General features: G+C 72.7%; 20 protein-coding genes and 1 pseudogene. 9 read left to right on the forward strand and 12 right to left on the reverse strand.

Annotated features, from left to right (window positions below; genetic code table 11):
* Nucleotides 1-8: 8 nt before the first annotated feature.
* Nucleotides 9-5111: an ATP-dependent helicase gene (locus tag ACZ6IM_RS29500; RefSeq protein WP_469560538.1), complete on the reverse strand. Its 5103-nt coding sequence runs from the start codon at nt 5109-5111 to the stop codon at nt 9-11.
* A gap of 626 nt (nt 5112-5737) precedes the next feature.
* On the opposite strand from ACZ6IM_RS29500, the gene ACZ6IM_RS29505 reads away from it, so the two are divergent.
* From ACZ6IM_RS29505 to ACZ6IM_RS29515, 3 genes are read left to right on the forward strand one after another with little or no spacing between them, the layout of a single operon-like run.
* On the forward strand, nt 5738-6604 hold the full coding sequence (locus tag ACZ6IM_RS29505; RefSeq protein WP_469560540.1) for an AraC family transcriptional regulator: 867 nt from the start codon (nt 5738-5740) through the stop codon (nt 6602-6604).
* Complete coding sequence (locus tag ACZ6IM_RS29510; protein ID WP_469560543.1) at nt 6601-7371, forward strand: AzlC family ABC transporter permease; 771 nt, start codon at nt 6601-6603, stop codon at nt 7369-7371. Before ACZ6IM_RS29505 ends, ACZ6IM_RS29510 begins: the two co-directional genes overlap by 4 nt.
* On the forward strand, nt 7368-7676 hold the full coding sequence (locus ACZ6IM_RS29515; RefSeq protein ID WP_469560546.1) for an AzlD domain-containing protein: 309 nt from the start codon (nt 7368-7370) through the stop codon (nt 7674-7676). Before ACZ6IM_RS29510 ends, ACZ6IM_RS29515 begins: the two co-directional genes overlap by 4 nt.
* Nucleotides 7677-7701: 25 nt before the next feature.
* Here ACZ6IM_RS29515 and ACZ6IM_RS29520 read toward each other — a convergent pair whose 3' ends face one another.
* The gene (locus tag ACZ6IM_RS29520) at nt 7702-8670 is read right to left on the reverse strand and encodes a hypothetical protein (RefSeq protein ID WP_052840193.1); all 969 of its coding nucleotides are present in this window, start codon (nt 8668-8670) and stop codon (nt 7702-7704) included.
* A gap of 81 nt (nt 8671-8751) precedes the next feature.
* Here ACZ6IM_RS29520 and ACZ6IM_RS29525 point away from each other — a divergent pair, with 81 nt between their 5' ends.
* Both ACZ6IM_RS29525 and ACZ6IM_RS29530 read left to right on the forward strand, forming a co-directional pair.
* Nucleotides 8752-8946 carry a DUF3046 domain-containing protein gene (locus ACZ6IM_RS29525; RefSeq protein ID WP_007445009.1) on the forward strand — a complete coding sequence of 65 codons (195 nt, stop codon included), beginning with the start codon at nt 8752-8754 and terminating at the stop codon, nt 8944-8946.
* Between the two features lie 171 nt (nt 8947-9117).
* Complete coding sequence (locus ACZ6IM_RS29530) at nt 9118-10290, forward strand: AI-2E family transporter (protein WP_052840255.1); 1173 nt, start codon at nt 9118-9120, stop codon at nt 10288-10290.
* A gap of 19 nt (nt 10291-10309) precedes the next feature.
* On the opposite strand, the pseudogene ACZ6IM_RS29535 reads toward ACZ6IM_RS29530, so the two are convergent.
* Nucleotides 10310-10507: pseudogene (locus tag ACZ6IM_RS29535) on the reverse strand (DUF2191 domain-containing protein); the annotation flags it as partial.
* Between the two features lie 289 nt (nt 10508-10796).
* On the opposite strand from ACZ6IM_RS29535, the gene recA reads away from it, so the two are divergent.
* Together recA and recX are read left to right on the forward strand one after the other, a co-directional pair.
* Nucleotides 10797-11924, forward strand: a complete 1128-nt coding sequence (recA, locus tag ACZ6IM_RS29540; protein ID WP_052840188.1) for a recombinase RecA — start codon at nt 10797-10799, stop codon at nt 11922-11924.
* A 3-nt stretch (nt 11925-11927) separates the two neighbouring features.
* Nucleotides 11928-12710, forward strand: a complete 783-nt coding sequence (gene recX, locus ACZ6IM_RS29545; RefSeq protein ID WP_469560550.1) for a recombination regulator RecX — start codon at nt 11928-11930, stop codon at nt 12708-12710.
* Nucleotides 12711-12943: 233 nt separating this feature from the next.
* On the opposite strand, the gene ACZ6IM_RS29550 is transcribed toward recX, so the two are convergent.
* From ACZ6IM_RS29550 to ACZ6IM_RS29585, 8 genes are all read right to left on the reverse strand, one after another.
* Nucleotides 12944-13345, reverse strand: coding sequence for a rhodanese-like domain-containing protein (locus tag ACZ6IM_RS29550; RefSeq protein ID WP_052840184.1), 402 nt, complete (start codon nt 13343-13345; stop codon nt 12944-12946).
* Nucleotides 13342-13884, reverse strand: a complete 543-nt coding sequence (locus tag ACZ6IM_RS29555) for a cupin domain-containing protein (protein ID WP_469560553.1) — start codon at nt 13882-13884, stop codon at nt 13342-13344. Before ACZ6IM_RS29555 ends, ACZ6IM_RS29550 begins: the two co-directional genes overlap by 4 nt.
* An 82-nt stretch (nt 13885-13966) precedes the next feature.
* A complete protein-coding gene (locus ACZ6IM_RS29560) occupies nt 13967-14116 on the reverse strand; it encodes a putative leader peptide (protein WP_469560556.1) in 150 nt (49 codons plus the stop codon).
* Nucleotides 14117-14197: 81 nt separating this feature from the next.
* Entirely contained in the window at nt 14198-15826 is a 1629-nt protein-coding gene (locus ACZ6IM_RS29565; protein WP_052840180.1) for an FAD-dependent monooxygenase, read from the reverse strand.
* 198 nt (nt 15827-16024) lie between these two features.
* Complete coding sequence (locus tag ACZ6IM_RS29570; protein WP_052840178.1) at nt 16025-16912, reverse strand: amino acid ABC transporter permease; 888 nt, start codon at nt 16910-16912, stop codon at nt 16025-16027.
* Complete coding sequence (locus tag ACZ6IM_RS29575) at nt 16909-17577, reverse strand: amino acid ABC transporter permease (RefSeq protein WP_052840176.1); 669 nt, start codon at nt 17575-17577, stop codon at nt 16909-16911. Before ACZ6IM_RS29575 ends, ACZ6IM_RS29570 begins: the two co-directional genes overlap by 4 nt.
* A gap of 84 nt (nt 17578-17661) precedes the next feature.
* Complete coding sequence (locus ACZ6IM_RS29580; RefSeq protein WP_052840174.1) at nt 17662-18498, reverse strand: glutamate ABC transporter substrate-binding protein; 837 nt, start codon at nt 18496-18498, stop codon at nt 17662-17664.
* Between the two features lie 125 nt (nt 18499-18623).
* The gene (locus ACZ6IM_RS29585; RefSeq protein WP_052840172.1) at nt 18624-19400 is read right to left on the reverse strand and encodes an amino acid ABC transporter ATP-binding protein; all 777 of its coding nucleotides are present in this window, start codon (nt 19398-19400) and stop codon (nt 18624-18626) included.
* A 299-nt stretch (nt 19401-19699) separates the two neighbouring features.
* Here ACZ6IM_RS29585 and ACZ6IM_RS29590 point away from each other — a divergent pair, with 299 nt between their 5' ends.
* Both ACZ6IM_RS29590 and ACZ6IM_RS29595 read left to right on the forward strand, forming a co-directional pair.
* Nucleotides 19700-20386: a response regulator transcription factor gene (locus tag ACZ6IM_RS29590; RefSeq protein ID WP_052840170.1), complete on the forward strand. Its 687-nt coding sequence runs from the start codon at nt 19700-19702 to the stop codon at nt 20384-20386.
* A gap of 9 nt (nt 20387-20395) precedes the next feature.
* Nucleotides 20396-21829, forward strand: a complete 1434-nt coding sequence (locus ACZ6IM_RS29595) for a HAMP domain-containing sensor histidine kinase (RefSeq protein WP_469560564.1) — start codon at nt 20396-20398, stop codon at nt 21827-21829.
* Here the strand turns inward: ACZ6IM_RS29595 and ACZ6IM_RS29600 are convergent.
* A complete protein-coding gene (locus ACZ6IM_RS29600) occupies nt 21826-22821 on the reverse strand; it encodes a TAXI family TRAP transporter solute-binding subunit (RefSeq protein WP_052840166.1) in 996 nt (331 codons plus the stop codon). The genes ACZ6IM_RS29595 and ACZ6IM_RS29600 overlap by 4 nt on opposite strands.
* Between the last annotated feature and the right edge of the window lie 41 nt (nt 22822-22862).

A 22862-nucleotide genomic window follows, 5' to 3' on the forward strand; every position in this document is an offset into this window, starting at 1 on the left:
TGACAGGGTCAGGCCCTGATGCGCAGACCGCGCGGGGTGGCGATGAACCCCGCTCCCTCCAGGAGGGGGCCGAAGGGCGAGGTCAGGGCCGCCGTGCCGTTGACGCGCTCCACCGTGACCGTGCCGAGGGAACCGGCGCGGGCAGCCTCCGCCAGGGCCTCGGCGGCGGCTCGCAGACGCGGGTCCTCCGTGGGCAGCCGGTCGGCGTCGGAGGGCCACAGCAGGAGCGTCTTGCCCCCGCGCTCCATGTAGAGCGCCGGTTCGCCCTCGACGAGCACCACCAGGGAGCCCGCCTTGCGGCCGGGCTTGTGCGTGGCGCCGGCCGGCGGCTCGGGCCAGCCGAGGGCCGCACCGTACGCGTTCGCCGGGTCGGCGGCGGCCAGGACGACGGCCCGCGGACCGTCAGCGCCGCGGGAGCGACGGCCGGGGAATCCGGCGTCGTACCGGCCACGCGGGCCTTCGAAGCCTCCGTGGGCGCCACCCCCGCGCGGGCCGCCGGCGCCCGGCTCGGCATGGTCGCGAGGGGAGATGTAGTCGCCCCGGGAGGGGGAACGACCCAGTCGGTCGGGGTCGGCGAAGACGTCGTCGAAGGGTGCCGGGCCTCCAGGGCCTTCCTGGCTTCCACGGCTCCCACGGCCTCCCGGGCCGCCGGGGGCGGCGAAGTCGGGGAAGTCGGTGTAGGGGGGCGGGGCGGCGGCGGGGTTCTTGGGGCTGCTGCTGGACGCGGGGTCGCCGAAGGGGTCCAGGGGGCCGAGCGGGCCGAAGGGGTCGAGGGAGGAGTCGCCGGTTCCTTCGGTGGAGCCGCCGGGTGCGGGCCGGTTCGCGAAGCCGCCGCGCGTGGCTTCCTCCGGCCCTGCCGGGCCGTCACCGCGCTCGCGCGCGTTCGCCACGGCACGCAGCCGGTCCACGGCGCCCTCCATGGCGAACTGCGCCGCCCCCAGCCCCTCCACCACGTAACCGCGCCGGGCCTGGCCGCTCTCCTCGAACGCGGCCAGGATCCGGTACACCGCCGAGAAGCCGCCCTCGACGCCCTCCGCGGCGACGGCGCCCCGGGTCACCACGCCGTGCCGGTCGAGCAGCGTGCGGGCCAGCGCGTGGGCCCGCACCGTGCCGTCGGCCTCGCGGGCCGGGAGCAGCGACCAGCGGCCCGCGACCGTCGGCGGGCCGGTGCGGGACGCCGGGCGGGCGGCGGCCGTCAGCGAGCCGTACCGCCCGCGGGGCACCGCGCGCTTGGCACGGTGGGCCGTGGAGCCCGCGGTGCGCCCGGAGCCCAGCAGGGAGCGCAGGGGCGCGAGCGTGTCGTTCGTCAGCCGTCCGGACCAGGCGAGGTCCCACAGGGCGTCGGCCAGCTGCGGATCGGTGGCCTCCGGGTGGGTGGTGGCGCGGACCTGGTCGGCGATCTGGCGGAAGAACAGGCCGTACCCGCCCGAGAGCGTGCTCAGCACGGATTCGTGCAGGGCGGTCGTCTCCAGGGGGTGCGGGGGCGGCAGGAGCAGCGGGGCCGCGTCCGCGAGGTAGAGGGAGACCCAGCCGTCCTTGCCGGGCAGCGAACCCGCTCCGGCCCACACCACCTCACCCGCTGCCGTCAGCTCGTCCAGCATCGCCGGGTTGTAGTGCGCCACGCGGGAGGGGAGGACCAGCTTCTCCAGGGCGGAGGCGGGCACGGAGGCCCCCTGCAACTGCTCGACGGCGCGCACCAGCCCGTCGATGCCGCGCAGCGTGTGTCCCTTGCCGACGTGCTGCCACTGCGGGAGGAACTGGCCGAGCGCGGCCGGCGCCACCGGCTCCAGCTCGTGCCGGAGCGCGGCCAGGGAACGGCGGCGCAGCCTGCGCAGGACGGTCGCGTCGCACCACTCCTGGCCGATGCCGGCCGGATGGAACTCGCCCTGCACGACCCGCCCCGTCCCCGCGAGCCGCTGCAGGGCGCCCTCGGTGACCGCCACGCCCAGACCGAAACGGGCCGCAGCGGTGACCGACGTGAAGGGGCCGTGGGTGCGGGCGTGGCGGGCGAGGAGGTCGCCGAGCGGGTCCTTGACCGGCTCCATGAAGGCCTCCGGCACACCGACGGGCAGCGCCGTGCCCAGGGCGTCGCGCAGTCGGCCCGCGTCCTCGATCGCCGCCCAGTGGTCGGCGCCGGCGATCCGCACCCTGATCGCGCGGCGGGCCGCGGCCAGCTCGGGCGCCCACTGCGGCTCGGCGCCCCGCTCGGCCAGCTCCGCGTCGGTCAGCGGACCGAGCACCCGCAGCAGGTCGGCGACGCCCTCGGGGTCCTTGACGCGGCGGTCCTCGGTGAGCCACTGCAGCTCGCGCTCAAGCTCGGTGAGCACCTCGGCGTCGAGCAGCTCGCGCAGTTCCGCCTGGCCGAGCAGCTCCGCCAGCAGCCGCGAGTCCAGGGACAGGGCGGCGGCCCGGCGCTCGGCGAGCGGCGAGTCGCCCTCGTACAGGAACTGGGCGACGTAGCCGAAGAGCAGGGAGCGGGCGAACGGGGACGGCTCGGGGGTGGTGACCTCGACCAGACGGACCTTGCGGGCCTCCAGGTCGCCCATCAGCTCGACCAGGCCGGGCACGTCGAAGACGTCCTGGAGGCACTCGCGGACGGCTTCCAGGACGATCGGGAACGAGCCGTACTCGCTCGCCACCTCCAGCAGCTGCGCGGCGCGCTGGCGCTGCTGCCACAACGGGGTGCGCTTGCCGGGGCTGCGGCGCGGCAGCAGCAGCGCGCGGGCGGCGCACTCGCGGAACCGGGAGGCGAACAGCGCCGAGCCGCCCACCTGGTCGGTGACGACCCGGTCGACCTCGCCCTTGTCGAAGACGACGTCGGCGGCGCCGACGGGAGCCTTCTCGGCGTCGTACTCGAGGCCCGGCTTCGCGGGGTCCTGGTCGAGGAAGTCCAGGCCCATCAGGTCGGCGTCCGGCAGGCGCAGCACGATGCCGTCGTCGGCGTGCATGACCTGCGCGTCCATGCCGTAGCGCTCGGAGAGGCGGGCGCCGAGGGCGAGCGCCCAGGGGGCGTGCACCTGGGCACCGAAGGGGGAGTGGACCACGACCCGCCAGTCGCCCAGCTCGTCGCGGAAACGCTCGACGACGATGGTGCGGTCGTCGGGGACGTGGCCGCAGGCCTCGCGCTGCTCGTCGAGATACGACAGCACGTTGTCCGCGGCCCAGGCGTCCAGGCCCGCGGTGACCAGGCGCAGCCGGGCGTCCTCCTTGGACAGGGAGCCGACCTCGCGCAGGAACGCGCCCAGCGCGCGGCCCAGCTCCAGGGGGCGGCCCAGCTGGTCGCCCTTCCAGAACGGCAGCCTGCCCGGCACGCCCGGCGCCGGGGAGACCAGGACCCGGTCGCGCGTGATGTCCTCGATCCGCCAGGAGCTGGTGCCGAGCGTGAAGACGTCCCCCACGCGGGACTCGTACACCATCTCCTCGTCCAGCTCGCCGACCCGGCCGCCGCCCTTCTTCGGGTCGGCACCGGCCAGGAACACCCCGAAGAGTCCGCGGTCGGGGATCGTGCCCCCGGACGTCACGGCGAGCCGCTGGGCCCCCGGGCGGCCGGTGACCGTGCCGGCGATGCGGTCCCACACCACGCGCGGGCGCAGCTCGGCGAAGGCGTCGGAGGGATAGCGGCCCGCCAGCATGTCCAGGACGGCGGTGAAGGCCGACTCCGGCAGTGAGGCGAAGGGCGCGGCGCGGCGGACGGTGGCCAGGAGGTCGTCGACCTGCCAGGTGTCCAGCGCGGTCATCGCCACCACCTGCTGGGCCAGCACGTCCAGCGGGTTGGCGGGGATCCGCAGGGCCTCGATGGCGCCGCTGCGCATCCGCTCGGTGACCACGGCCGACTGCACCAGGTCGCCGCGGTACTTCGGGAAGACCACGCCCGTGGAGACCGCGCCGACCTGGTGTCCGGCGCGGCCGACGCGCTGGAGGCCGGAGGCGACGGAGGGCGGCGACTCGACCTGGATCACGAGGTCGACGGCGCCCATGTCGATGCCCAGCTCCAGGCTGGAGGTGGCGACAACGGCGGGCAGACGGCCCGCCTTGAGGTCCTCCTCGACCAAGGCGCGCTGCTCCTTGGAGACCGAGCCGTGGTGGGCGCGGGCGATCACGGGCGGGGCGCCCTGGGCGGCGCCCGAGCCGCCCATCAGCTCCGCGGGGGAGTGGTGCTCGTCCAGGGGCTCGCCGGTCGCCCGTTCGTACGCGATCTCGTTGAGCCGGTTGCACAGGCGCTCGGCCAGCCGCCGGGAATTGGCGAAGACGATCGTGGAGCGGTGCGACTGGACCAGGTCGGTGATCCGCTCCTCGACGTGCGGCCAGATCGACGGGCGCTCCGCGCCTTCGTTGCCGTCCGCGACCGGGGAGCCGCCCAGCTCGCCGAGGTCCTCCACCGGGACGACGACGGACAGGTCGAACTCCTTGCCCGACTCCGGCTGGACGATCTCGACCCTGCCGCGCGGGGCGAGGAACCGGGCGACCTCGTCCACCGGGCGGACCGTCGCCGACAGACCGATGCGGCGGGCCGGCTTCGGCAGCAGCTCGTCCAGCCGCTCCAGGGTGAGCGCGAGATGCGCGCCGCGCTTGGTGCCCGCGACCGCGTGCACCTCGTCCAGGATCACCGTCTCGATGCCGGTCAGCGCGTCGCGCGTGGCCGACGTCAGCATCAGGAACAGGGACTCCGGGGTGGTGATCAGGATGTCCGGCGGCCGGGTGGACAGGGCCCGGCGCTCGGCGGCCGGGGTGTCGCCCGAGCGGATGCCGACCTTGACCTCGGGCTCGGGCAGACCGAGGCGCACGGACTCCTGCCGGATGCCGGTCAGCGGGCTGCGGAGGTTGCGCTCGACGTCGACGGCCAGGGCCTTGAGCGGGGAGACGTACAGGACGCGGCAGCGCTTCTTGGGGTCGGCGGGCGGGGGAGTCGAGGTCAACTGGTCCAGCGCGGCGAGGAAGGCGGCCAGCGTCTTGCCGGAGCCGGTGGGAGCGACCACCAGCACGTCCGAACCCTGCGAGATGGCCTGCCACGCGCCCGCCTGCGCGGAGGTGGGCGCGGAGAAGGCCCCCGTGAACCAGCCGCGGGTCGCGGGTGAGAAGCCGTCCAGGGCTCGGTGTGCGGAGCTGACCATGGATCCATCGTGCACCCGACCACTGACAATCGGCCCGAGCCGGACGTACGGACCGCCCCTCGGCGCTGCCGTGCGTCCGCCCGGCCGGACCGCCGGGACCGCAGGTACGAGCGGGCGTCGGGGGGGTGTGCGGGCCGAGGCCGGAGTCGGCGGCCGAGGCCGGGGCGGCACGTAGCGGGGAGTCATCCGTGTCGCCGGGGGCGGGGGCGTGTGCCTCCCGTGCTCCTCAGGCCCCTGTGGGTGCGGGGGCGGGCGGGCGTGCCGCGTCGGCCGTGCGCTGGCGTGCGGGCCGGGGCCGGGTGGCAGGTGATCCCGGGGGTCGGGGAGTCATCCGTGTCGCCGGGGGCGGGCTGTGGCTGTCCGGGCAGGGGGCGGGGGCGTGTGCCTCCCGTGCTCCTCAGGCCGCGTGAGCGCGGGGGGCGGGTGGCGTGCCGCGTCGGGGTGTGGTCGGGAGTCCCGAGCCCGTCGCCGGGACGGTGGCCGGAGCCGGGCACCGCCCCGGGCGTCGGTCGCTCCGGGCGTCCGGGGTGGCCGGCCCGTCGGCAGTCCGAGTCGGTCGTCGGGCCTGCCCCCGTCGACGGTCGTCCCGGCCGTCGGCGGGGGCGAGGGTGGCGGAGAATGGGGGCATGGCGGGATCGGGCGAGCGGGCGCGGCACTGGCGGTACGCGGAGCTGCCCGGCGTCGACCTGCTCCACGCCCAGTACATACGGAAGACCTTCGTGCGCCACACGCACGAGCACTTCGTCATCGCCGCCATCGCCGAGGGGGCGGAGGTCTTCCACCACGGTGGGAGCGACCAGTACGCCGGGGCCGGCTCGCTGGCCCTGGTCAACCCGGACACCCCGCACACCGGGCGGGCCGGGGTGCCGGAGGGATGGCGGTACGGGGCCGTCTACCCGGCGCCCGAACTGGTGGCGGGGATCGCGGCAGAGACGACGACGCTGCGCGGGACGCCGGGGTTCGTGCGGCCGGTGCTCGACGACCCGTACACCGTCGAGCTGGTGCACCGCGTGCTGCGGGCGGCCGACGACGGGAACGCGCTCGCCGCCGACACCCTGCTGCGGGTGGCCGTGACCCGGCTGCTGCGGCTGAACGGCGGCCCGCTGCCCCGGCGCCAGATACGTACGGCCGGGGCCACGACGGCCGCACGCGCGCGTGCCGTGCTGGAGGAGCGGATGGCCGACCCGCCGAGCCTGGAGCGGCTCGCCGGGGAGCTCGGGAGCAGCCCGTTCGCGTTGCTGCGGGCCTTCCGGGACGCCTACGGCATGCCGCCCCACACCTGGCTGACGGACGCCCGGGTGCGTCGGGCGCGGCGGCTGCTGGACACCGGGACCTCCCCGGCCGAGGCCGCCGTCGCCGTCGGATTCACCGACCAGCCGCACCTGAACCGGCACTTCGCGCGGATCGTCGGCGTGCCGCCCGGTGCCTACCAGCGCGAGCGCAAGAACGTACAAGACGCGCGGGGAGCGCCCCTCCTACCGTTCCAGGCGTGACAGAACAGACAGCCCTTCCCGGCACCCCCGGCACGGAGGTCGCCGGTGCCAAGCCGGACGCCGCCGTCGTACGGGACGCCCTCGGGGTCGGAGTCGCCGTCGGACTGTCCGGGTTCGCCTTCGGGGTGACCTCGGCCGGCAGCGGACTCACCCTGGCCCAGACCTGCGCCCTCAGCCTCCTGGTGTTCACCGGGGCGTCCCAGTTCGCGCTCGTCGGCGCCCTCGCGGCCGGCGGCAATCCGCTCACCGCGGCGGCCGGGGCCTTCTTCCTGGGCGTGCGCAACGCCTTCTACGGCCTGCGCCTGTCGCAGTTGCTGGCCCTCCCGCGCGCGGTGCGGCCGTTCGCCGCGCAGTGGGTCATCGACGAGACGACGGCCGTGGCGCTCGCCCAGCCCACGCGCCGCTCCGTCCGGATCGGCTTCACCGTCACCGGACTCACCCTGTACGTCCTGTGGAACCTCACCACACTGCTCGGCGCGCTGGGCGCGGAGGCCATCGGGGACACCGACGCATGGGGTCTCGACGCGGCCGGTCCTGCGGTCTTCCTCGCGCTGCTCGCGCCGATGCTGAAGAACACCACCGAGCGCGCGGTCGCCGCCCTGGCCGTCCTCCTGGGGCTCGGCCTGCTGCCCGTGCTGCCCGCGGGCGTGCCCGTCCTGGTGGCCGCGCTGGCGGCGCCGCTCGTCCTGTGGGCGCGCGGACGCCGCGCGGACGGTGCCGAGGAGAGCGCGGTCCGTGGGGCCGCCGAGGGGGAGGGCGAGCGATGAGCGTGTGGATCGCGATCGGCGTGACCGCGGTGGGCTGCTACGCGGCCAAGCTCCTCGGCCTGCTGGTGCCCGCGGGCGCCTTGGAGCGGCCCCTGGTCCGGCGGCTCGCCGCGCTGCTGCCCGTCGCCCTCCTCGCGGCGCTCACCGCCCAGCAGACCTTCGCCGACGGACAGCACCTCGTGCTGGACGCGCGGGCCGCCGGAGTCGCCGCGGCCGCCGTCGCGCTGCTGCTGCGCGCGCCGTTCCTGCTCGTCGTCGCGGCCGCCGTGGTGGTCACCGCGGGCGTACGGGCCCTGGGCGGCTGAGGCGGCGGGGCGGCCGACCGGCCGGTCAGCCGAGGGGACGGCCGTACGCCCCCAGGGTGCGCAGGGCCTCGAGCGTCACCCGGGCGCGGACCTCCAGGGTCGGGACGGGCGCCCACCGGCGCCGGCGCACCGGCCAGCCGCCGTCGTCCGCCTGCTCGGCCGCGAGGAAGTCGAGGGAGCGGGCCATCTCGTCGTCCGTGAACCACGCGCGGGCGAGCGAACGCGGATCCCGCGCGTAGTCGTGCGGGAAGTGGTGCTCCCCCGGGGCGTGGCCGGGAGGGACCGGATACGCGTCGAGGTCGCCCGGGTCCAGCACGGCGAGGCGCCGTTCGCGTACCAGACGACCCAGCCGGTCGGCGGCGGCCCGCGCGCGCGGCCGGTCCGGAGCGGCGTCCAGGAAGGCCACCGCGGCCGCGACCTCGTACGGCTGCGGGGACACCAGCGACTCGGCCGCCTGCCAGCAGAAATCCGTGGCCCGGAACAGCCAGGCGTGCCAGACCCCGTTGCGGTGCAGCAGCCCGACCACCGGACCGGTGACGAGCAGCTCACCGGGAGGGTCGGCCACGACCGGCACGAAGGGCGCGGCCGGATACCCGTCCCGGCTCGCCCGGGTCACCGGCAGAGCACCGTCGGGCGTGGACACGGAGGTCAGATAGCGGCAGACCCGCTCGGCCCGCTGCCCGCCGCAGCGGCCGACGGCGTCCAGGACGCGCAGGGCACACGCGGTGTGCAGCGGCTGGCTGACCGGGCCGCGCAGATCGGGCTCCAACGCGTGTCCGTACCCGCCGTCCTCGTTGCGGTAGGCCTCCAGCGCGGTCTCCACCGGGTCGGGGTCCCCGCCGCGGAAGTGGTAGGCGAACAGCCGCTGCTCCAGTACGCGCGCGGTGAGCCAGACGAAGTGCTCCGCGCGCGCGAGGGCTGAACGCGAGTCCGGGGTGCGCGGAGTCGCGGGCGGTGGGATCGCGGGGAGTGGGGACGCTCCGGTTTCGGCCATGGGACAGACCGTAGGCCGGAAAGCGGTTCCGGCAGGTGGTCCCGGCTCAGGGCCCACTCTCAGGGGCGGGATACTGGAGGCATGCGGTTGACGGTCTTCTGGGAGCGGATGACGGATCACTTCGGTCCGGGGTACGCCGACACCTTCGCGCGCGATCACGTGATGGCGGAGCTGGGCGGGCGCACGGTGCACGAGGCGCTGGACGCCGGCTGGGACGCCAAGGACGTGTGGCGGGTGGTGTGCACCGTCATGAACGTGCCGCGGGAACAGCGGTGACGGTGCGGGAAGATCGCCGGACGGGGTTCCGCTGTCCGTGGCGTGGGCGAGACTTGCTCCGTGGCATCCACTGACGAGACCGGGCAGGCCGCCCGGCACGCATCCCAGGCCGGCTCCACGCCGCCCTCCGGCCCCCCGTCCGACGGGACCGTCGCCGGGCCGGGCGCCCGCATGCCGCGCTGGCTGCCGCGGGCCATGGTGCTGGCCCTCGCGCTCATCGCCGGCTTCCAGCTGGGCAGCTGGGCCTTCCACCAGCTCACCGGGCTGCTGATCAACGTCCTCATCGCCTTCTTCCTGGCCCTGGCCATCGAACCGGCGGTGAGCTGGATGGCCGGGCGCGGCATGCGCCGGGGGTTCGCCACCTTCCTCGTCTTCCTCGCCGTGCTGATCGCCGCCGCGGGGTTCGTCACGCTGCTCGGCTCCATGCTCGCCGGGCAGATCGTCAAGATGGTCGAGGACTTCCCGGACTACCTCGACTCCGTCATCAACTGGGTCAACGGCCACTTCCACACCGAACTGCGACGGGTCGACATCCAGGAGGGCCTGCTCCGCTCCGACTGGCTGCGCAACTACGTGCAGAACAGCGCGACGGGCGTCCTGGACGTGTCGGCCCAGGTCCTCGGCGGCCTCTTCCAGCTGCTGACGATCGTGCTGTTCTCGTTCTACTTCGCCGCCGACGGCCCCCGGCTGCGGCGCGGACTCTGCTCCGTCCTGCCGCCCGCCCGCCAGGCCGAGGTCCTGCGCGCGTGGGAGATCGCCGTCGACAAGACCGGCGGCTACCTGTACTCACGCGGGTTGATGGCGCTGATCTCCGGCATCGCGCACTACATCCTCCTGGAGATCCTCGCGGTGCCCTACGCGCCCGCGCTCGCGGTGTGGGTGGGCCTGGTGTCGCAGTTCATCCCGACCATCGGCACCTATCTCGCGGGTGCCCTGCCGATGCTGATCGCGTTCACGGTCAATCCCTGGTACGCGCTGTGGGTGCTGGTCTTCGTGGTGATCTACCAGCAGTTCGAGAACTACGTGCTGCAGCCCAAGCTGACGTCCAAGACCGTGGACATCCACCCCGCGGTCGCCTTCGGCTCCGTCATCGCGGGCACCGCCCTGCTCGGCGCCGTCGGCGCGCTGATCGCCATCCCGGCAGTCGCCACGCTGCAGGCGTTCCTCGGGGCGTACGTCAAGCGCTACGACGTCACGGACGATCCGCGCGTCCAGGGACACCGGGTCCGCCGGGCGGTGTCCGGATCGTCCACGCGCCTGCGCAAACTGTGGGCCCGGCGCCCGCAACAGGGACGTCCGGGGCCGGAGGACACGGAGGGCACCGGGGACGGCGGCTCCTCGTGAGGCGCGGCGGGCCCTCCTGGCCCTGCGGCTCCTGGGGCTTGGCGTCGATCTCCCGCAGGCCGCGGTCCTTGGACCCGGTGCGGGTCTCGGTGCGGTGACCGCGGGCGATGTAGTCCCGCACCACCGCCTCGACGGCGTCCTGGGGTGAGCCGACACCGGCCAGGACCATCACTTCCACCACCAGTTCGGCGTCGAGACCGATGCTCACCTTGGCCACGCCGTCCCCCTCTCGTCCCCGCTCCCGGTGTCGCATCCGCATCCAACCACCTGGTTCGCCGACCCGGGGTCGTACGCTCGGGAGTGCCGCGTGGTGCGCTTGACACGAAAATCGAACATCCATTCTTATGGAGGCTCCGGCGGGGCTCGTGACTGGTGATTCGAGTGGGTTCGGGGGGAGATGCACCCGAGTTATCCACAGGCCGGACCCTCATCGGGGCCCATTGTCAGTGGCAGGCATTAGCGTCTTTGACGTGAAGCGATCGAATCAAGCAAACCGGGTGGAACCCATGGCAGGAACCGACCGCGAGAAGGCCCTGGACGCCGCGCTCGCACAGATTGAACGGCAGTTCGGCAAGGGCGCGGTCATGCGCATGGGCGAGCGGCCGAACGAGCCCATCGAGGTCATCCCGACCGGGTCGACCGCGCTCGACGTGGCCCTCGGCGTCGGCGGCCTCCCGCGCGGCCGAGTCGTGGAGGTCTACGGCCCCGAGTCCTCGGGCAAGACGACCCTGACTCTGCACGCGGTGGCGAACGCCCAGAAGGCCGGCGGCCAGGTCGCGTTCGTGGACGCCGAGCACGCCCTCGACCCCGAATACGCCAAGAAGCTCGGCGTCGACATCGACAACCTGATCCTCTCCCAGCCGGACAACGGCGAGCAGGCCCTGGAGATCGTGGACATGCTGGTCCGCTCCGGCGCCCTCGACCTCATCGTCATCGACTCCGTCGCCGCGCTCGTGCCGCGCGCGGAGATCGAGGGCGAGATGGGCGACAGCCACGTCGGTCTGCAGGCCCGGCTGATGAGCCAGGCCCTGCGGAAGATCACCAGTGCGCTCAACCAGTCCAAGACCACCGCGATCTTCATCAACCAGCTCCGCGAGAAGATCGGCGTGATGTTCGGCTCCCCGGAGACCACGACCGGTGGCCGGGCGCTGAAGTTCTACGCCTCCGTGCGCATCGACATCCGCCGCATCGAGACACTGAAGGACGGCACGGACGCGGTCGGCAACCGCACCCGCTGCAAGGTCGTCAAGAACAAGGTCGCGCCGCCCTTCAAGCAGGCCGAGTTCGACATCCTGTACGGCCACGGCATCAGCCGCGAGGGTGGTCTGATCGACATGGGCGTGGAGCACGGCTTCGTCCGCAAGGCCGGAGCCTGGTACACGTACGAGGGCGACCAGCTCGGCCAGGGCAAGGAGAACGCGCGCAACTTCCTGAAGGACAACCCCGACCTGGCCAACGAGATCGAGAAGAAGATCAAGGAGAAGCTGGGCGTCGGCGTGCGTCCCGAGGAACCGGTCACCGAGCCCGGCGCGGACGCCGCCTCCGCCGCCGTCACGGCCGACGCCGCCCCCGCGGTGCCCGCGCCGACGACCGCCAAGGCCACCAAGTCCAAGGCCGCGGCAGCCAAGAGCTGACCCGTGACCCGACGAACCGACTGGGCCGGGTACACGAGCGGCCCCGCTGGGCAGGGCGACGCCGCGTACGGGGCGGCTGCGGCCCCGTACGAGACGGACCCCTCCGCCGTGGGTCCCCGCGAGGACGGCGTGGCGCGTCACGGTGACGGCGAGGCGCGCCACGGCGGCGGGCGGGGCCGCGGGACGGGCGGCGCGCGCGGGCGGCGCAGACGCGAACGTGCGGAGCCGTCCGCCGGAGACGGAGGTGCCACTTCCTCGTCGAGGGCCGAGAAGGGGGAGCCTCCGCGGGACCCGGTCGAGCAGGCACGGGCGATCTGCCTGCGCCTGCTCACCGGGACCCCGCGCACCCGCAGTCAACTGGCCGACGCGCTGCGCGAGCGGGAGATCCCGGACGAGGCCGCGGAAGAGGTGCTGTCCAGGTTCGAGGAGGTCGGCCTGATCAACGACGGCGCCTTCGCGGAGGCCTGGGTGGAGTCACGGCATCACGGCCGCGGTCTGGCCAGGCGCGCCCTCGCCAGAGAGCTGCGCACCAAGGGCGTCGACGCCACGCTCATCGACGCGGCGGTGTCCCAACTGGACAGCGAGCAGGAGGAGGAGACCGCGCGCGACCTGGTCGCCCGCAAGCTGCGCGCCACCCGGGGCCTCGACCGCGACAAGAGGCTGCGCCGCCTCGCGGGCATGCTGGCCCGCAAGGGCTATCCCGAGGGCATGGCCCTGCGGGTGGTCCGCCAGGCGCTGGAGGAGGAGGGCGAGGACACGGAGTACCTCGGCGACGAGGGATTCTGAGCCGGCGTCCGACCCGGGCGCACTCGCGGCAGGCCCGGCAGGCGGGCCGGCGAAGACCGCACAGGGGACCCGCGCGGCCAGCCTCCAAAAGCACCCCGAAAACGGGCCGGGCCCCGCCGTGCGCGGGCCCACCCCCGATCCGGACCCCGCGGACGAAGAAGAGCGGCCCCACCCCGGTCCGCCGGGTCACCGAGGAGCGAGGCAGACACGGCACCCCCGTACTGCCCCGCCGACTACTGGGACGGTGCGGCGGCCACCGGCAGGCCTGCCGCGCGCCAGGCCTGGAAGCCGCCGATCAGATCGGTGGCCCGGTGCAGCCCCAGACGGTGCAGGGACTCCGCCGCCAGAGTGGAGGCGTAACCCTCGTCGCACACCACGACCACCCGCACGTCGTGGTCCGTGGCCTCGGGAAGCCGATGGCTGCCCTGCGGGTCCAGACGCCATTCCAGTTCGTTGCGCTCGACCACCAGGGCGCCGGGGATGAGGCCGTCCCGCTCGCGCAGAGCGGCGTACCGGATGTCGACCAGCAGCGCCGTGCCGGCCTCGGCGGCGTCGTACGCCTCATCCGGTGCGATCCGCAGGTATCCGGCCCGTACGCGCTCCAGCAGGGCGTCGATGCCCGTGGGCCCGCTCACTGCCAGTCCTGCGGGCGCTCGACCTGCTCCAGGCGCAGGATCTGCCCGCTGCGGCTGTAGCGGCGGATCTGCGGCAGGGGCGGATAGTAGGCGTGCACGGACACCGCGTGGTGGTCGGTCGACTCGTTGAGGACCTCGTGCACGTGGTGCCGGCCGAAGGCGCGCCCCTTGCCGACGGTCAGCCGGCGTTGCCGGTCCACACCTTCGCTGAGTTCGAGGGTCTTCCAGCCGTCGGTGGGCAGCCGGGCGGCGAGCGCGTTCTCCTTCAGCTCGCCCGCGGCCGTGACGAAGGCGCCCACGGAGTCGGCGTGGTCGTGCCAGCCGGTGCCCGTGCCGGGCGGCCAGCCGATCAGCCAGGCCTCGCTGCCGCTCGGCCCGGCCAGCCGCACCCAGGTGCGGCCCTCGGGGTCGAGCGGCAGGGAGGCGATCAGTTCGGCGTCGGCTGCGGCACGCCGTACGAAGTCGAGGAGCTCGGCCTGGGTCGGCGCGGCCGTGGGAGCCGGGTCGGTGGAGACGGGAGAAGAGGAGGGGAGGGACACGGGTACCGTCCTGGGAGTTCGCGAGGGAGCGCGCGGCGGCACGTCCGAGCGGCGGCGCGCGCGAAGAAGGGGGAAGGCGAATTCAGCAGGACGGACGACACACGCAGCCCGCATAGCGGACGAGGTCCATATGGACCCTCCGCCACAGGCGCACACAGGTGTCAGTCACGATCCGGAGTAGACCATGACGGTGCGAACCGGTCAACTCAGCGTCACCATGCGGACAGTGCACGCACCGCCGGTGACCGGAGGCAGGAGGCAGAAGGCCGGGGACCGACGGCGGTCGGCCGGGGAGAGGGGGCGGGCGCCCCGCTCAACGCGACCCGGCCGCCGCTCCCGCGCCCTCCTCGGCCTCCTCCGTCGCGGCCCCCGCCGTCGCCCCGCCCAGCGCGCTCTCCGCGGCCGCGTAGAGGTCGGCGGGACGTACCCCGTTCAGCGCCGTGACCAGGTGGCCGTCGGGTCGCACCAGCAGCACCGTGTGCGCCGCGGCACCGGGATAGCTCTCGGTGACCAGCAACTCGGCACGGTGGGGCAGCGCCGTCACCGCCGCCGCCAGCCGGGGCATGATCCCGGCCGTCACCCAGTGCTTGCGCTCCCACACCCCGGTCCCCGGCGCGATCAGCACCACCAGCAGCGCCCCGCGCCCCAGCCGGTCCCGCAGCCGTACGAAGGTGCCGTCCTCCGCCGTGACCCGCACATCGGTGACGGGCGTCCCGGGCGGCGTGCCCACGGACACCTCACCGGCGAGGTTCTCGGGCGCGAGGGGCGAGTCGGCGTAGGTCCCCGGCGCGCCCAGTGTCCCGCGCCCGAGGTGACCGTCCGTCAGCAGCACGTCGTTGCCGCGGGCCGCGCCGGGGACGTAGGAACGCAGTCCGCCGCCGCCGCGCAGCAGCGGGAGCAGCTGGTCGGCGGCGCGCAGCCGCGCGGAGATCGCCGCCCGCCGCTCCTCCTGGTAGCTGTCGAGCAGCGCCTCGCGCGGCCCGTGGTGCCAGGCCAGGGCCAGCTTCCAGGCGAGGTTGTCGGCGTCCAGCAGTCCCTCCTCCAGGCCCTGCGTGCCCAGCGCGCCCAGCAGGTGTGCCGCGTCCCCGGCGAGCAGCACGCGGCCCACCCGCCAGCGGCGGGCGAGGCGGTGGTGGACCGTGTGGACGCCGGTGTCGAGGAGTTCGTATGCCGGGGTCGAACCGTCGGCCGCCCATCCGGTGAGGGTCTCGCGGACCCGGTTCACCAGCAGTTCGGGGGTGACCAGGTCCTTGCCGGGCGGCAGCAGCCAGTCCAGGCGCCACACGCCGTCCGGCAGCGGGCGGCCGACCACCTCACCGGCCCACGGCCCGGTCGTCCGCCACGGCGGCATGCGGTGGAGCAGTGCCTCGTCGGTCCACGGGAGTTCGGTGCGCAGTGCGGCGACGGCGTATCGTTCCACCGCCGTACGGCCGGGGAAGCGGATGTCCTGGAGCTTGCGGACGGTGGAGCGGGGGCCGTCGCAGCCGACCAGGTAGCTGCCGCGCCACCAGGTGCCGGCGGGGCCGCGGGTGTGGGCCGTGACACCGGACTTCTCCTGCTCGATGCCGTCCAGTCGGCTGTCCACGGCGACCTTGACCAGACGCTCGTGGGCGAGGGCCGTGCGCAGGACTCCGGTCAGCTCGTGCTGGGCGATGTGCAGGGGCGCCGGTTCGGCGTCGCCGAAGACGACCTCACGCGTCACCTGCTTGCGCCGCATCGACCGCCATCCGGCCCAACGCGAACCCAGCCCCGTCAGCGGTGCGCCGGTCAGCCGCTCGACGAGTGCGACCGCCTCCTCGCGCAGGACGACGGTGCGCGCGGGGCGTGGTTCGTCCTTGCCCGGGCCCTCGTCGAGGACGACACAGGGCACCTCCTGCCGCGCCAGCGCCAGGGCGAGCGTGAGCCCGACGGGCCCCGCTCCGGTGATGATCACCGGGTCCACGGTGCGGCGCCCCCTGCCCGTGGCGGTGTCCCGGGGGACGTGGGTGAACAGGACATTGGAGCAGGGTGCACGGTCACAGAACGTATGCAACCTATTGCCGGTGCTTGCGTCAAGCGCGACGGAGGCCGTGGCGATCATGCCACGGCCTCCGTCGTTGGCCGGTCGTCGGTCATACGAGATGACCGGGTGTCAGCTGTGTCAGATCTTGCCGACCGTTCCGGCGTCGGCTGTCTCCACGTCGTCCGCGCTCAGTACCGCACCGGTCGACTTCTTCGCCCGCCGCAGCCGGCGCTCCAGCCAGCTCGCGAAGGTGGTGAGGGCGAAGTTGAGCGCGATGTAGATCACGGCGACCACGGTGTAGCTGGCGATCACGTTGGCGCCGTAGAAGCCGCTCATCGTGTTGGCCGACGCGAGCAGTTCGGGGAAGGTGAGGATGGCGCCGCCGAGCGCGGTGTCCTTGAGGATCACGACGAGCTGGCTGACGATGGCCGGCAGCATCGCCGTGACCGCCTGCGGCAGCAGGATCAGCCGCATGACCTGACCCTTGCGGAGTCCGATCGCCATCGCGCCCTCGCCCTGCCCCTTGGGGAGGGCCAGGATGCCGGACCGGACGATCTCGGCGAGGACCGAGGCGTTGTACAGCACCAGGCCGGTGACGACGGCGTACAGCGGGCGGTCGTCCGAGCTGACGTTCGTGTACTCGGCGAACAGCGCGAGGCCGAAGATCATCAGGACCAGCACGGGGATGGACCGGAAGAACTCGACCACGACCGCGGCCGGAACCCGGACCCAGGCATGGTCGGAGAGGCGGGCGATGCCCAGTGCCGCGCCGAGCGGCAGGGCGATGACCACCGCGAGGACCGCGGCCTTCAGGGTGTTCTGCAGACCCGGCCAGATGTACGTCGACCACGCCTCGGTGCTGGTGAAGAACGGCTTCCACAGGGCCCACTCCAGCTGGCCCTTGTCGTTGAGGGTGCTGAACACCCACCACAGCAGGGCGGCGAAGGCGACCAGGAAGACGACCGTGAAGAGGACGTTGCGACGCTTGGCACGGGGGCCCTGGGCGTCATAGAGGACCGAGCTCATCGCTTCACCGCCACCTTCTTGCCCACCCAGCCGAGGATCAGGCCGGTCGGCAGCGTCAACACCACGAATACGAGTGCGATGACCGCGGAGATGAGCAGCAGCTGCGCCTCGTTCTCGATCATCTCCTTCATCAGCAGCGCCGTCTCCGCCACACCGATGGCGGCGGCGACCGTGGTGTTCTTGATCAGCGCGATCAGCACGTTCGCCAGCGGAACGACGGACGAGCGGAACGCCTGTGGCAGAACAACCAGCCGGAGCACCTGGCCGAAGCTCAGGCCGAGGGCCCGGGCCGCCTCCGCCTGGCCGACCGGCACCGTGTTGATGCCGGAACGCAGCGCCTCGCACACGAACGACGACGTGTAGAGGATCAGGCCCAGGACCGCGAGCCGGAAGTTGATCGTCTCGAAGTCATTTCCTCCGCCGAGGGTGACCCCCAGCGTCTGGTTCAGTCCCAGCGACGCGAACAGAATGATCACCGTCAACGGGATGTTCCGCACGATGTTCACGTACGCGGTTCCGAAAGCGCGCATCAACGGAACCGGGCCGACCCGCATGGCGGCCAGCAAGGTGCCCCAGATCAGGGAGCCGATGGCCGAGAGCACAGCGAGCTGCACTGTCGTCCAGACGGCTCCCGCCAGGTCGTAATCCTGAAGAAAGTCGAACACGATCTCCCGCGCTTCCGCGTGTAGGGATGCCCGCCCCGGTGCGCCGCCCCTGTCGTGGGGCGGCGCACCTTGTCAGGCCCGGCCTCAGCTCTTGATGTCGCCGATCTTCGGCGCCGGCTCGTTCTTGTAGTTGGCCGGGCCGAAGTTGTCCTTGACGGCCTTGTCCCAGGCACCGTCGGCGACCATGGCCTCGAGCGCGTCGTTGATCTTGTTCTTGAGGTCGCTGCCCTTCTTGACGCCGATGCCGTAGTTCTCGTTCGTCAGCTTGAAGCCGCCGAGCTTGAACTTGCCCTTGAACTGCGACTGGGAGGCGTAACCCGCGAGGATCGAGTCGTCCGTGGTCAGCGCGTCGATGGCACCGTTCTGCAGGCCGGGCAGACAGGCCGAGTACGTCGGGTAGGGCTGGAGCTGGGCCTTGGGGGCCAGCTTGTCCTTGATGTTCTGCGCCGAGGTCGAACCGGTGACCGAGCAGAGCTTCGCCTTGTTCAGGTCCTCCGGCGACTTGATCTTGTCGTCGTCGGCGCGGAGCAGCACGTCCTGGTGGGCGAGCAGGTAGGGACCGGCGAAGTCGACCTTCTCCGAGCGCTCGGGGGTGATCGAGTACGTGGCGGCGATGAAGTCGACGTCACCGCGCTGCAGCATGGTCTCGCGGTCGGCGCTCTTCGACTCCTTCCACTCGATCTGGTCCTCGGTGTAGCCGAGCTTCTTGGCGACGTACGTGGCGACGTCCACGTCGAAGCCCGCGTAGCCGTCCGGGGTCTTCTGGCCGAGGCCCGGCTGGTCGAACTTGATACCGATGGTGATCTTCTTGCCGTCACCGCCGGAGGAACCGCTGTCCTTGTCGTCGCCGCCGCACGCGGTGGCGGTCAGAGCGAGGGCGAGCACGGCGGCCGAGGCGGCGGAGACCTTGCGAAGCTTCATGGTGAACATCCTTTGGCTGTGATCGAGCTGCGATCGGACGATCAGAGGATCAGGCGATCAGACGCGGCCGTCGACGGCGGGTCGCCACGGTGGGCGACGTGGGACGCCGGAGCCGCCCCGGGAAATCAGTGGTGCAGGATCTTCGACAGGAAGTCCTTGGCACGGTCGCTGCGCGGATTGCTGAAGAACTGGTCCGGCGTGGCCTCTTCGACGATGCGGCCGTCCGCCATGAACACGACGCGGTTGGCCGCCGAGCGGGCGAAGCCCATCTCGTGCGTGACCACGATCATGGTCATCCCGTCCTCGGCGAGCTGCTTCATGACCTCCAGGACCTCGTTGATCATCTCGGGGTCGAGAGCCGACGTCGGCTCGTCGAAGAGCATGACCTTCGGGTCCATGGCCAGCGCGCGCGCGATGGCCACGCGCTGCTGCTGACCGCCGGAGAGCTGCGCGGGGTACTTGTCCGCCTGGGCGCCCACGCCGACCCGGTCGAGCAGGGCGCGGGCCTTCTCCTCGGCCTTCTTGGCGTCGACCTTGCGGACCTTGACCTGGCCCAGGGTCACGTTCTCGAGCACCGTCTTGTGCGCGAAGAGGTTGAAGGACTGGAAGACCATGCCGACGTCGGCCCGCAGCCTCGCCAGCTCCTTGCCCTCGGCGGGCAGCGGCTTGCCGTCGATCGTGATCGAACCGTCGTCGATGGTCTCCAGACGGTTGATGGTGCGGCACAGGGTGGACTTACCGGACCCCGAGGGTCCGATGACCACGACGACCTCGCCGCGGTGGATCGTCAGGTCGATGTCCTGGAGCACGTGCAACGCGCCGAAGTGCTTGTTGACATTCTTCAGGACGACCAGTTCGCCGGTCGCAGCCTTGTCTTCCTTGGCCACCGATACTTCGGTCATCGCTCTCGGGCTCCGTCCTCCTGGGTTTCGCAGGACAGTAGTGACCCGGGACACGTCGCGTCTCTACATCTGAGCGAGATCTGAGCATCACGATCCGATAGCAATCGGACACGAGTCGTAGCACTTGTGAGCTGGGCGCATTTCAGCCGGATAACTTCGAGCGGCCGCGACCGGAAGACTCTTGACTCCGTCCCCCTCCATCGGCGTCACTGCACAGGACGCACGCGCGCGTGCCCGTCCCGACCCGTCCGATTTCTACCCGCCCCGAGCGTACGGCCGATGAACCGAAGGGAGCCCGGATGAGACTGCTGCTCGTCGAGGACGACAACCACGTGGCCGCCGCCCTGTCCGCGATCCTGGCACGGCACGGCTTCGACGTCACCCACGCGCGCAGCGGCGAGGAGGCGCTCCAGGCGCTCGTCCCCGAGGTCGACGGCTTCGGTGTCGTCCTGCTCGACCTGGGCCTGCCCGACCAGGACGGCTACGAGGTCTGCGGCAAGATCCGCAAGCGCACCAGCACCCCGGTCATCATGGTCACCGCGCGATCCGACGTGCGCTCCCGCATCCACGGCCTCAACCTCGGCGCCGACGACTACGTGGTCAAGCCGTACGACACCGGGGAACTGCTGGCCCGGATCCACGCCGTCAGCCGGCGGACCGTGCACGAGGAGGCAACCGGGAGCACCGAGACGGTCGTCCGCCTCGGCGCGGTCCGTATCGAGCTGCCGACACGCCAGGTGAGCGTGGACGGTTCGGTTGTCCAGCTCACGCGCAAGGAGTTCGATCTGCTCGCCCTGCTCGCCCAGCGCCCCGGTGTGGTCTTCCGCCGCGAGCAGATCATCAGCGAGGTCTGGCGCACCAGCTGGGAGGGGACCGGGCGCACCCTGGAGGTGCACGTCGCCTCCCTGCGCTCGAAGCTGCACATGCCGGCGCTGATCGAGACCGTCCGCGGCGTCGGCTACCGCCTCGTCGCCCCCACCGCCTAGCGGGCCCGGGTGAGCACACGCCTGCTCCCGCTGCTCATCGTCCTGATGGCGGCCGTACTGCTCGCGCTCGGCGTACCGCTCGGCGTCAGCGTCGCCCGCGCCGAGCAGCAGAAGGTCGTCATCGACCGCATAGACGACACGGCGCGCTTCGCCGCGCTCGCCCAGTTCGTCACCGAGGACGGGACGGGGGGCTCACGCCAGACGGACACGGACGAGCGCCTGGAGACCCTGCAGACCGAGCTGACCAGCTACAACGAGGTCTACGGCATCAAGGCGGGCGTCTTCTACCGCAACCACATCCCGATGGCCAACGCGCCCACGACGTGGTTCCTGCCGCAGACCGGAGAGGTCCGCGACTCCTTCGACGAGGCACTGCTCAGCCGCCGCAGCCACGACCCCGAGCAGGTGTGGCCGTGGCAGGACGGCAGGCTCGTGGTGGCCTCGCCGGTGATCCGGGACGGCGACGTGGTCGCGGTCGTCGTCACCGAGTCGCCGACCGACTCCATGCGCTCGGGGACCCTGCGCGGCTGGCTGGTCATCGGCGCCGGGGAGTTCGCCGCGATGCTGCTCGCCGTCGGCGCCGCGCTGCGGCTGACCGGCTGGGTGCTCCGGCCGGTGCGGGTGCTCGACGCCACCACCCACGACATCGCCACCGGCCGGCTCAAGTCCCGCGTCGCGCCGTCCGGGGGGCCGCCCGAGCTAAGACGCCTGGCCCGGTCGTTCAACGAGATGGCCGACCACGTGGAGGACGTGCTGGAGCAGCAGCGCGCCTTCGTCGCCGACGCCTCGCACCAACTGCGCAACCCGCTCGCCGCCCTCCTGCTGCGCATCGAGCTGCTCGCCCTGGAACTGCCCGAGGGCAACGAGGAGATCGCCTCCGTCCAGACCGAGGGCAAACGCCTCGCCCGGGTCCTGGACGACCTGCTCGACCTGGCGCTGGCCGAGCACAGCCAGGCCGACCTGAAGGTCACCGACATCGGCGCGCTGGCCGCCGAGCGGGTGGCCGCCTGGGCGCCGACCGCCGAGGCCAAGGGCGTACGCCTGGTCGGCGACTGCCCGCCGACCACGGGCTGGGCCGACCCGGTGAGCCTGTCGAGCGCCCTGGACGCGGTCATCGACAACGCCGTGAAGTTCACCCCGCGCGACGAGACCGTCCGGGTCCGGGTCTCCTCCACGGGGGACGCGGCCTCCGTCGTCGTCACCGACAACGGTCCCGGACTCACCGACGAGGAGCTCGCGCGCGTGGGCGACCGTTTCTGGCGCAGCGGCCGGCACCAGAACATCAAGGGCTCCGGCCTGGGCCTGTCCATCTGCCGGGCGCTGCTCGCGGCGGGCGACGGCTCGATTTCCTTCGGCCACCACCAGCCGCACGGGCTGGAGGTCACGGTCACGGTGCCCAGGACCGGCACGGCGGCCGCACAGCCCCGGCAACCGCGTAACTAGGGTTTGACCGACCGGTAGTAGCGCCGGGCGCCCTCGTGCAGCTCCAGGGGGTCGGTGTAGATCGCGGTGCGCAGGTCCACCAGCTGTGCGGAGTGCACGTGCGCGCCGATGCCGTCGCGGCTGTCGAGCACGGTCCGGGTCAGCCACTCGGTGAGCCGGGGATCGACGTCCGCGCGGGTCATCAACAGGTTGGACACCGCCATCGTCGGCACCACCGCGCCGTTCTGGACGGTGGGGTAGGCGGACTCCGGCATGTTGGTGGTGCGGTAGTAGCGGGTCGCGCCGCCCGACTCGTGCAGCTTGGCGACCAGGTCGTCGTCGATCGGTACGAACCGGAAGGCGGAGCTCTCCGCTATCTGCCTGAGGCCGTCGGTCGGCACCCCGCCGGACCAGAAGAACGCGTCCAGCTCGTCGCCGAGCCGCCCGGGGCCGGTGTCGATCCCGTCCGCCCGGGGCGTGATGTCCGTCTCCGGGTCGATGCCCACGGCCTTCAGCAGCCGGGTGGCGATCAGCCTCACCCCCGAGTTGGGCAGCCCGATGGCCACCCGCTTGCCACGCAGGTCGGACACCGACTGGATGTCCGAGTCGACCGGCACGACGAGCTGCACGTAGTCGTCGTAGAGCCGGGTGACCCCGCGCAGCTTCTCGGCTCCCGGACTGCCGGCCAGCTTGTACGTCTCGACGGCGTCGGCGGCGGCGATGGTGAAGTCGGCCTCCCCGGTCGCCACCCGCTCGACGTTCTCCTGCGAGCCCGCGCTGGTCGTCAGCCGTACGTCCAGGCCCGGCATGTCCTTGCGCAGCTCGGTGCGCAGCAGCTCGCCGTACTTCTGGTAGACGCCCGCGCGGGTGCCCGTGCTGAACGTGATCGTCCCGCTCGGCGGCTTCTCGCCCAGCGGCAGCAGCCACCACAGCAGCAGCCCGAGCACGACGGCACCGGCGACCGCGCCCTGGACGGCCCGGCGCCTGCCGATACGGGAGAGCAGCGTGGACATGGGGGCGATCCTGCCAGGCGGCACCCCCACTGACCAGGGCC

Source organism: Streptomyces sp. NPDC042336 (assembly GCF_055581985.1).

What these genes read in the sequence shown, in the direction of transcription:
- ACZ6IM_RS29500 (WP_469560538.1), bottom strand. Translation starts at nt 5,111, where the DNA reads ATGGTCAGCTCCGCACACCGAGCCCTGGACGGCTTCTCACCCGCGACC.
- ACZ6IM_RS29505 (WP_469560540.1), top strand. Translation starts at nt 5,738, where the DNA reads ATGGCGGGATCGGGCGAGCGGGCGCGGCACTGGCGGTACGCGGAGCTG.
- ACZ6IM_RS29515 (WP_469560546.1), top strand. Translation starts at nt 7,368, where the DNA reads ATGAGCGTGTGGATCGCGATCGGCGTGACCGCGGTGGGCTGCTACGCG.
- ACZ6IM_RS29520 (WP_052840193.1), bottom strand. Translation starts at nt 8,670, where the DNA reads ATGGCCGAAACCGGAGCGTCCCCACTCCCCGCGATCCCACCGCCCGCG.
- ACZ6IM_RS29525 (WP_007445009.1), top strand. Translation starts at nt 8,752, where the DNA reads ATGCGGTTGACGGTCTTCTGGGAGCGGATGACGGATCACTTCGGTCCG.
- ACZ6IM_RS29530 (WP_052840255.1), top strand. Translation starts at nt 9,118, where the DNA reads ATGCCGCGCTGGCTGCCGCGGGCCATGGTGCTGGCCCTCGCGCTCATC.
- recA (WP_052840188.1), top strand. Translation starts at nt 10,797, where the DNA reads ATGGCAGGAACCGACCGCGAGAAGGCCCTGGACGCCGCGCTCGCACAG.
- ACZ6IM_RS29570 (WP_052840178.1), bottom strand. Translation starts at nt 16,912, where the DNA reads ATGAGCTCGGTCCTCTATGACGCCCAGGGCCCCCGTGCCAAGCGTCGC.
- ACZ6IM_RS29580 (WP_052840174.1), bottom strand. Translation starts at nt 18,498, where the DNA reads ATGAAGCTTCGCAAGGTCTCCGCCGCCTCGGCCGCCGTGCTCGCCCTC.
- ACZ6IM_RS29585 (WP_052840172.1), bottom strand. Translation starts at nt 19,400, where the DNA reads ATGACCGAAGTATCGGTGGCCAAGGAAGACAAGGCTGCGACCGGCGAA.
- ACZ6IM_RS29590 (WP_052840170.1), top strand. Translation starts at nt 19,700, where the DNA reads ATGAGACTGCTGCTCGTCGAGGACGACAACCACGTGGCCGCCGCCCTG.
- ACZ6IM_RS29600 (WP_052840166.1), bottom strand. Translation starts at nt 22,821, where the DNA reads ATGTCCACGCTGCTCTCCCGTATCGGCAGGCGCCGGGCCGTCCAGGGC.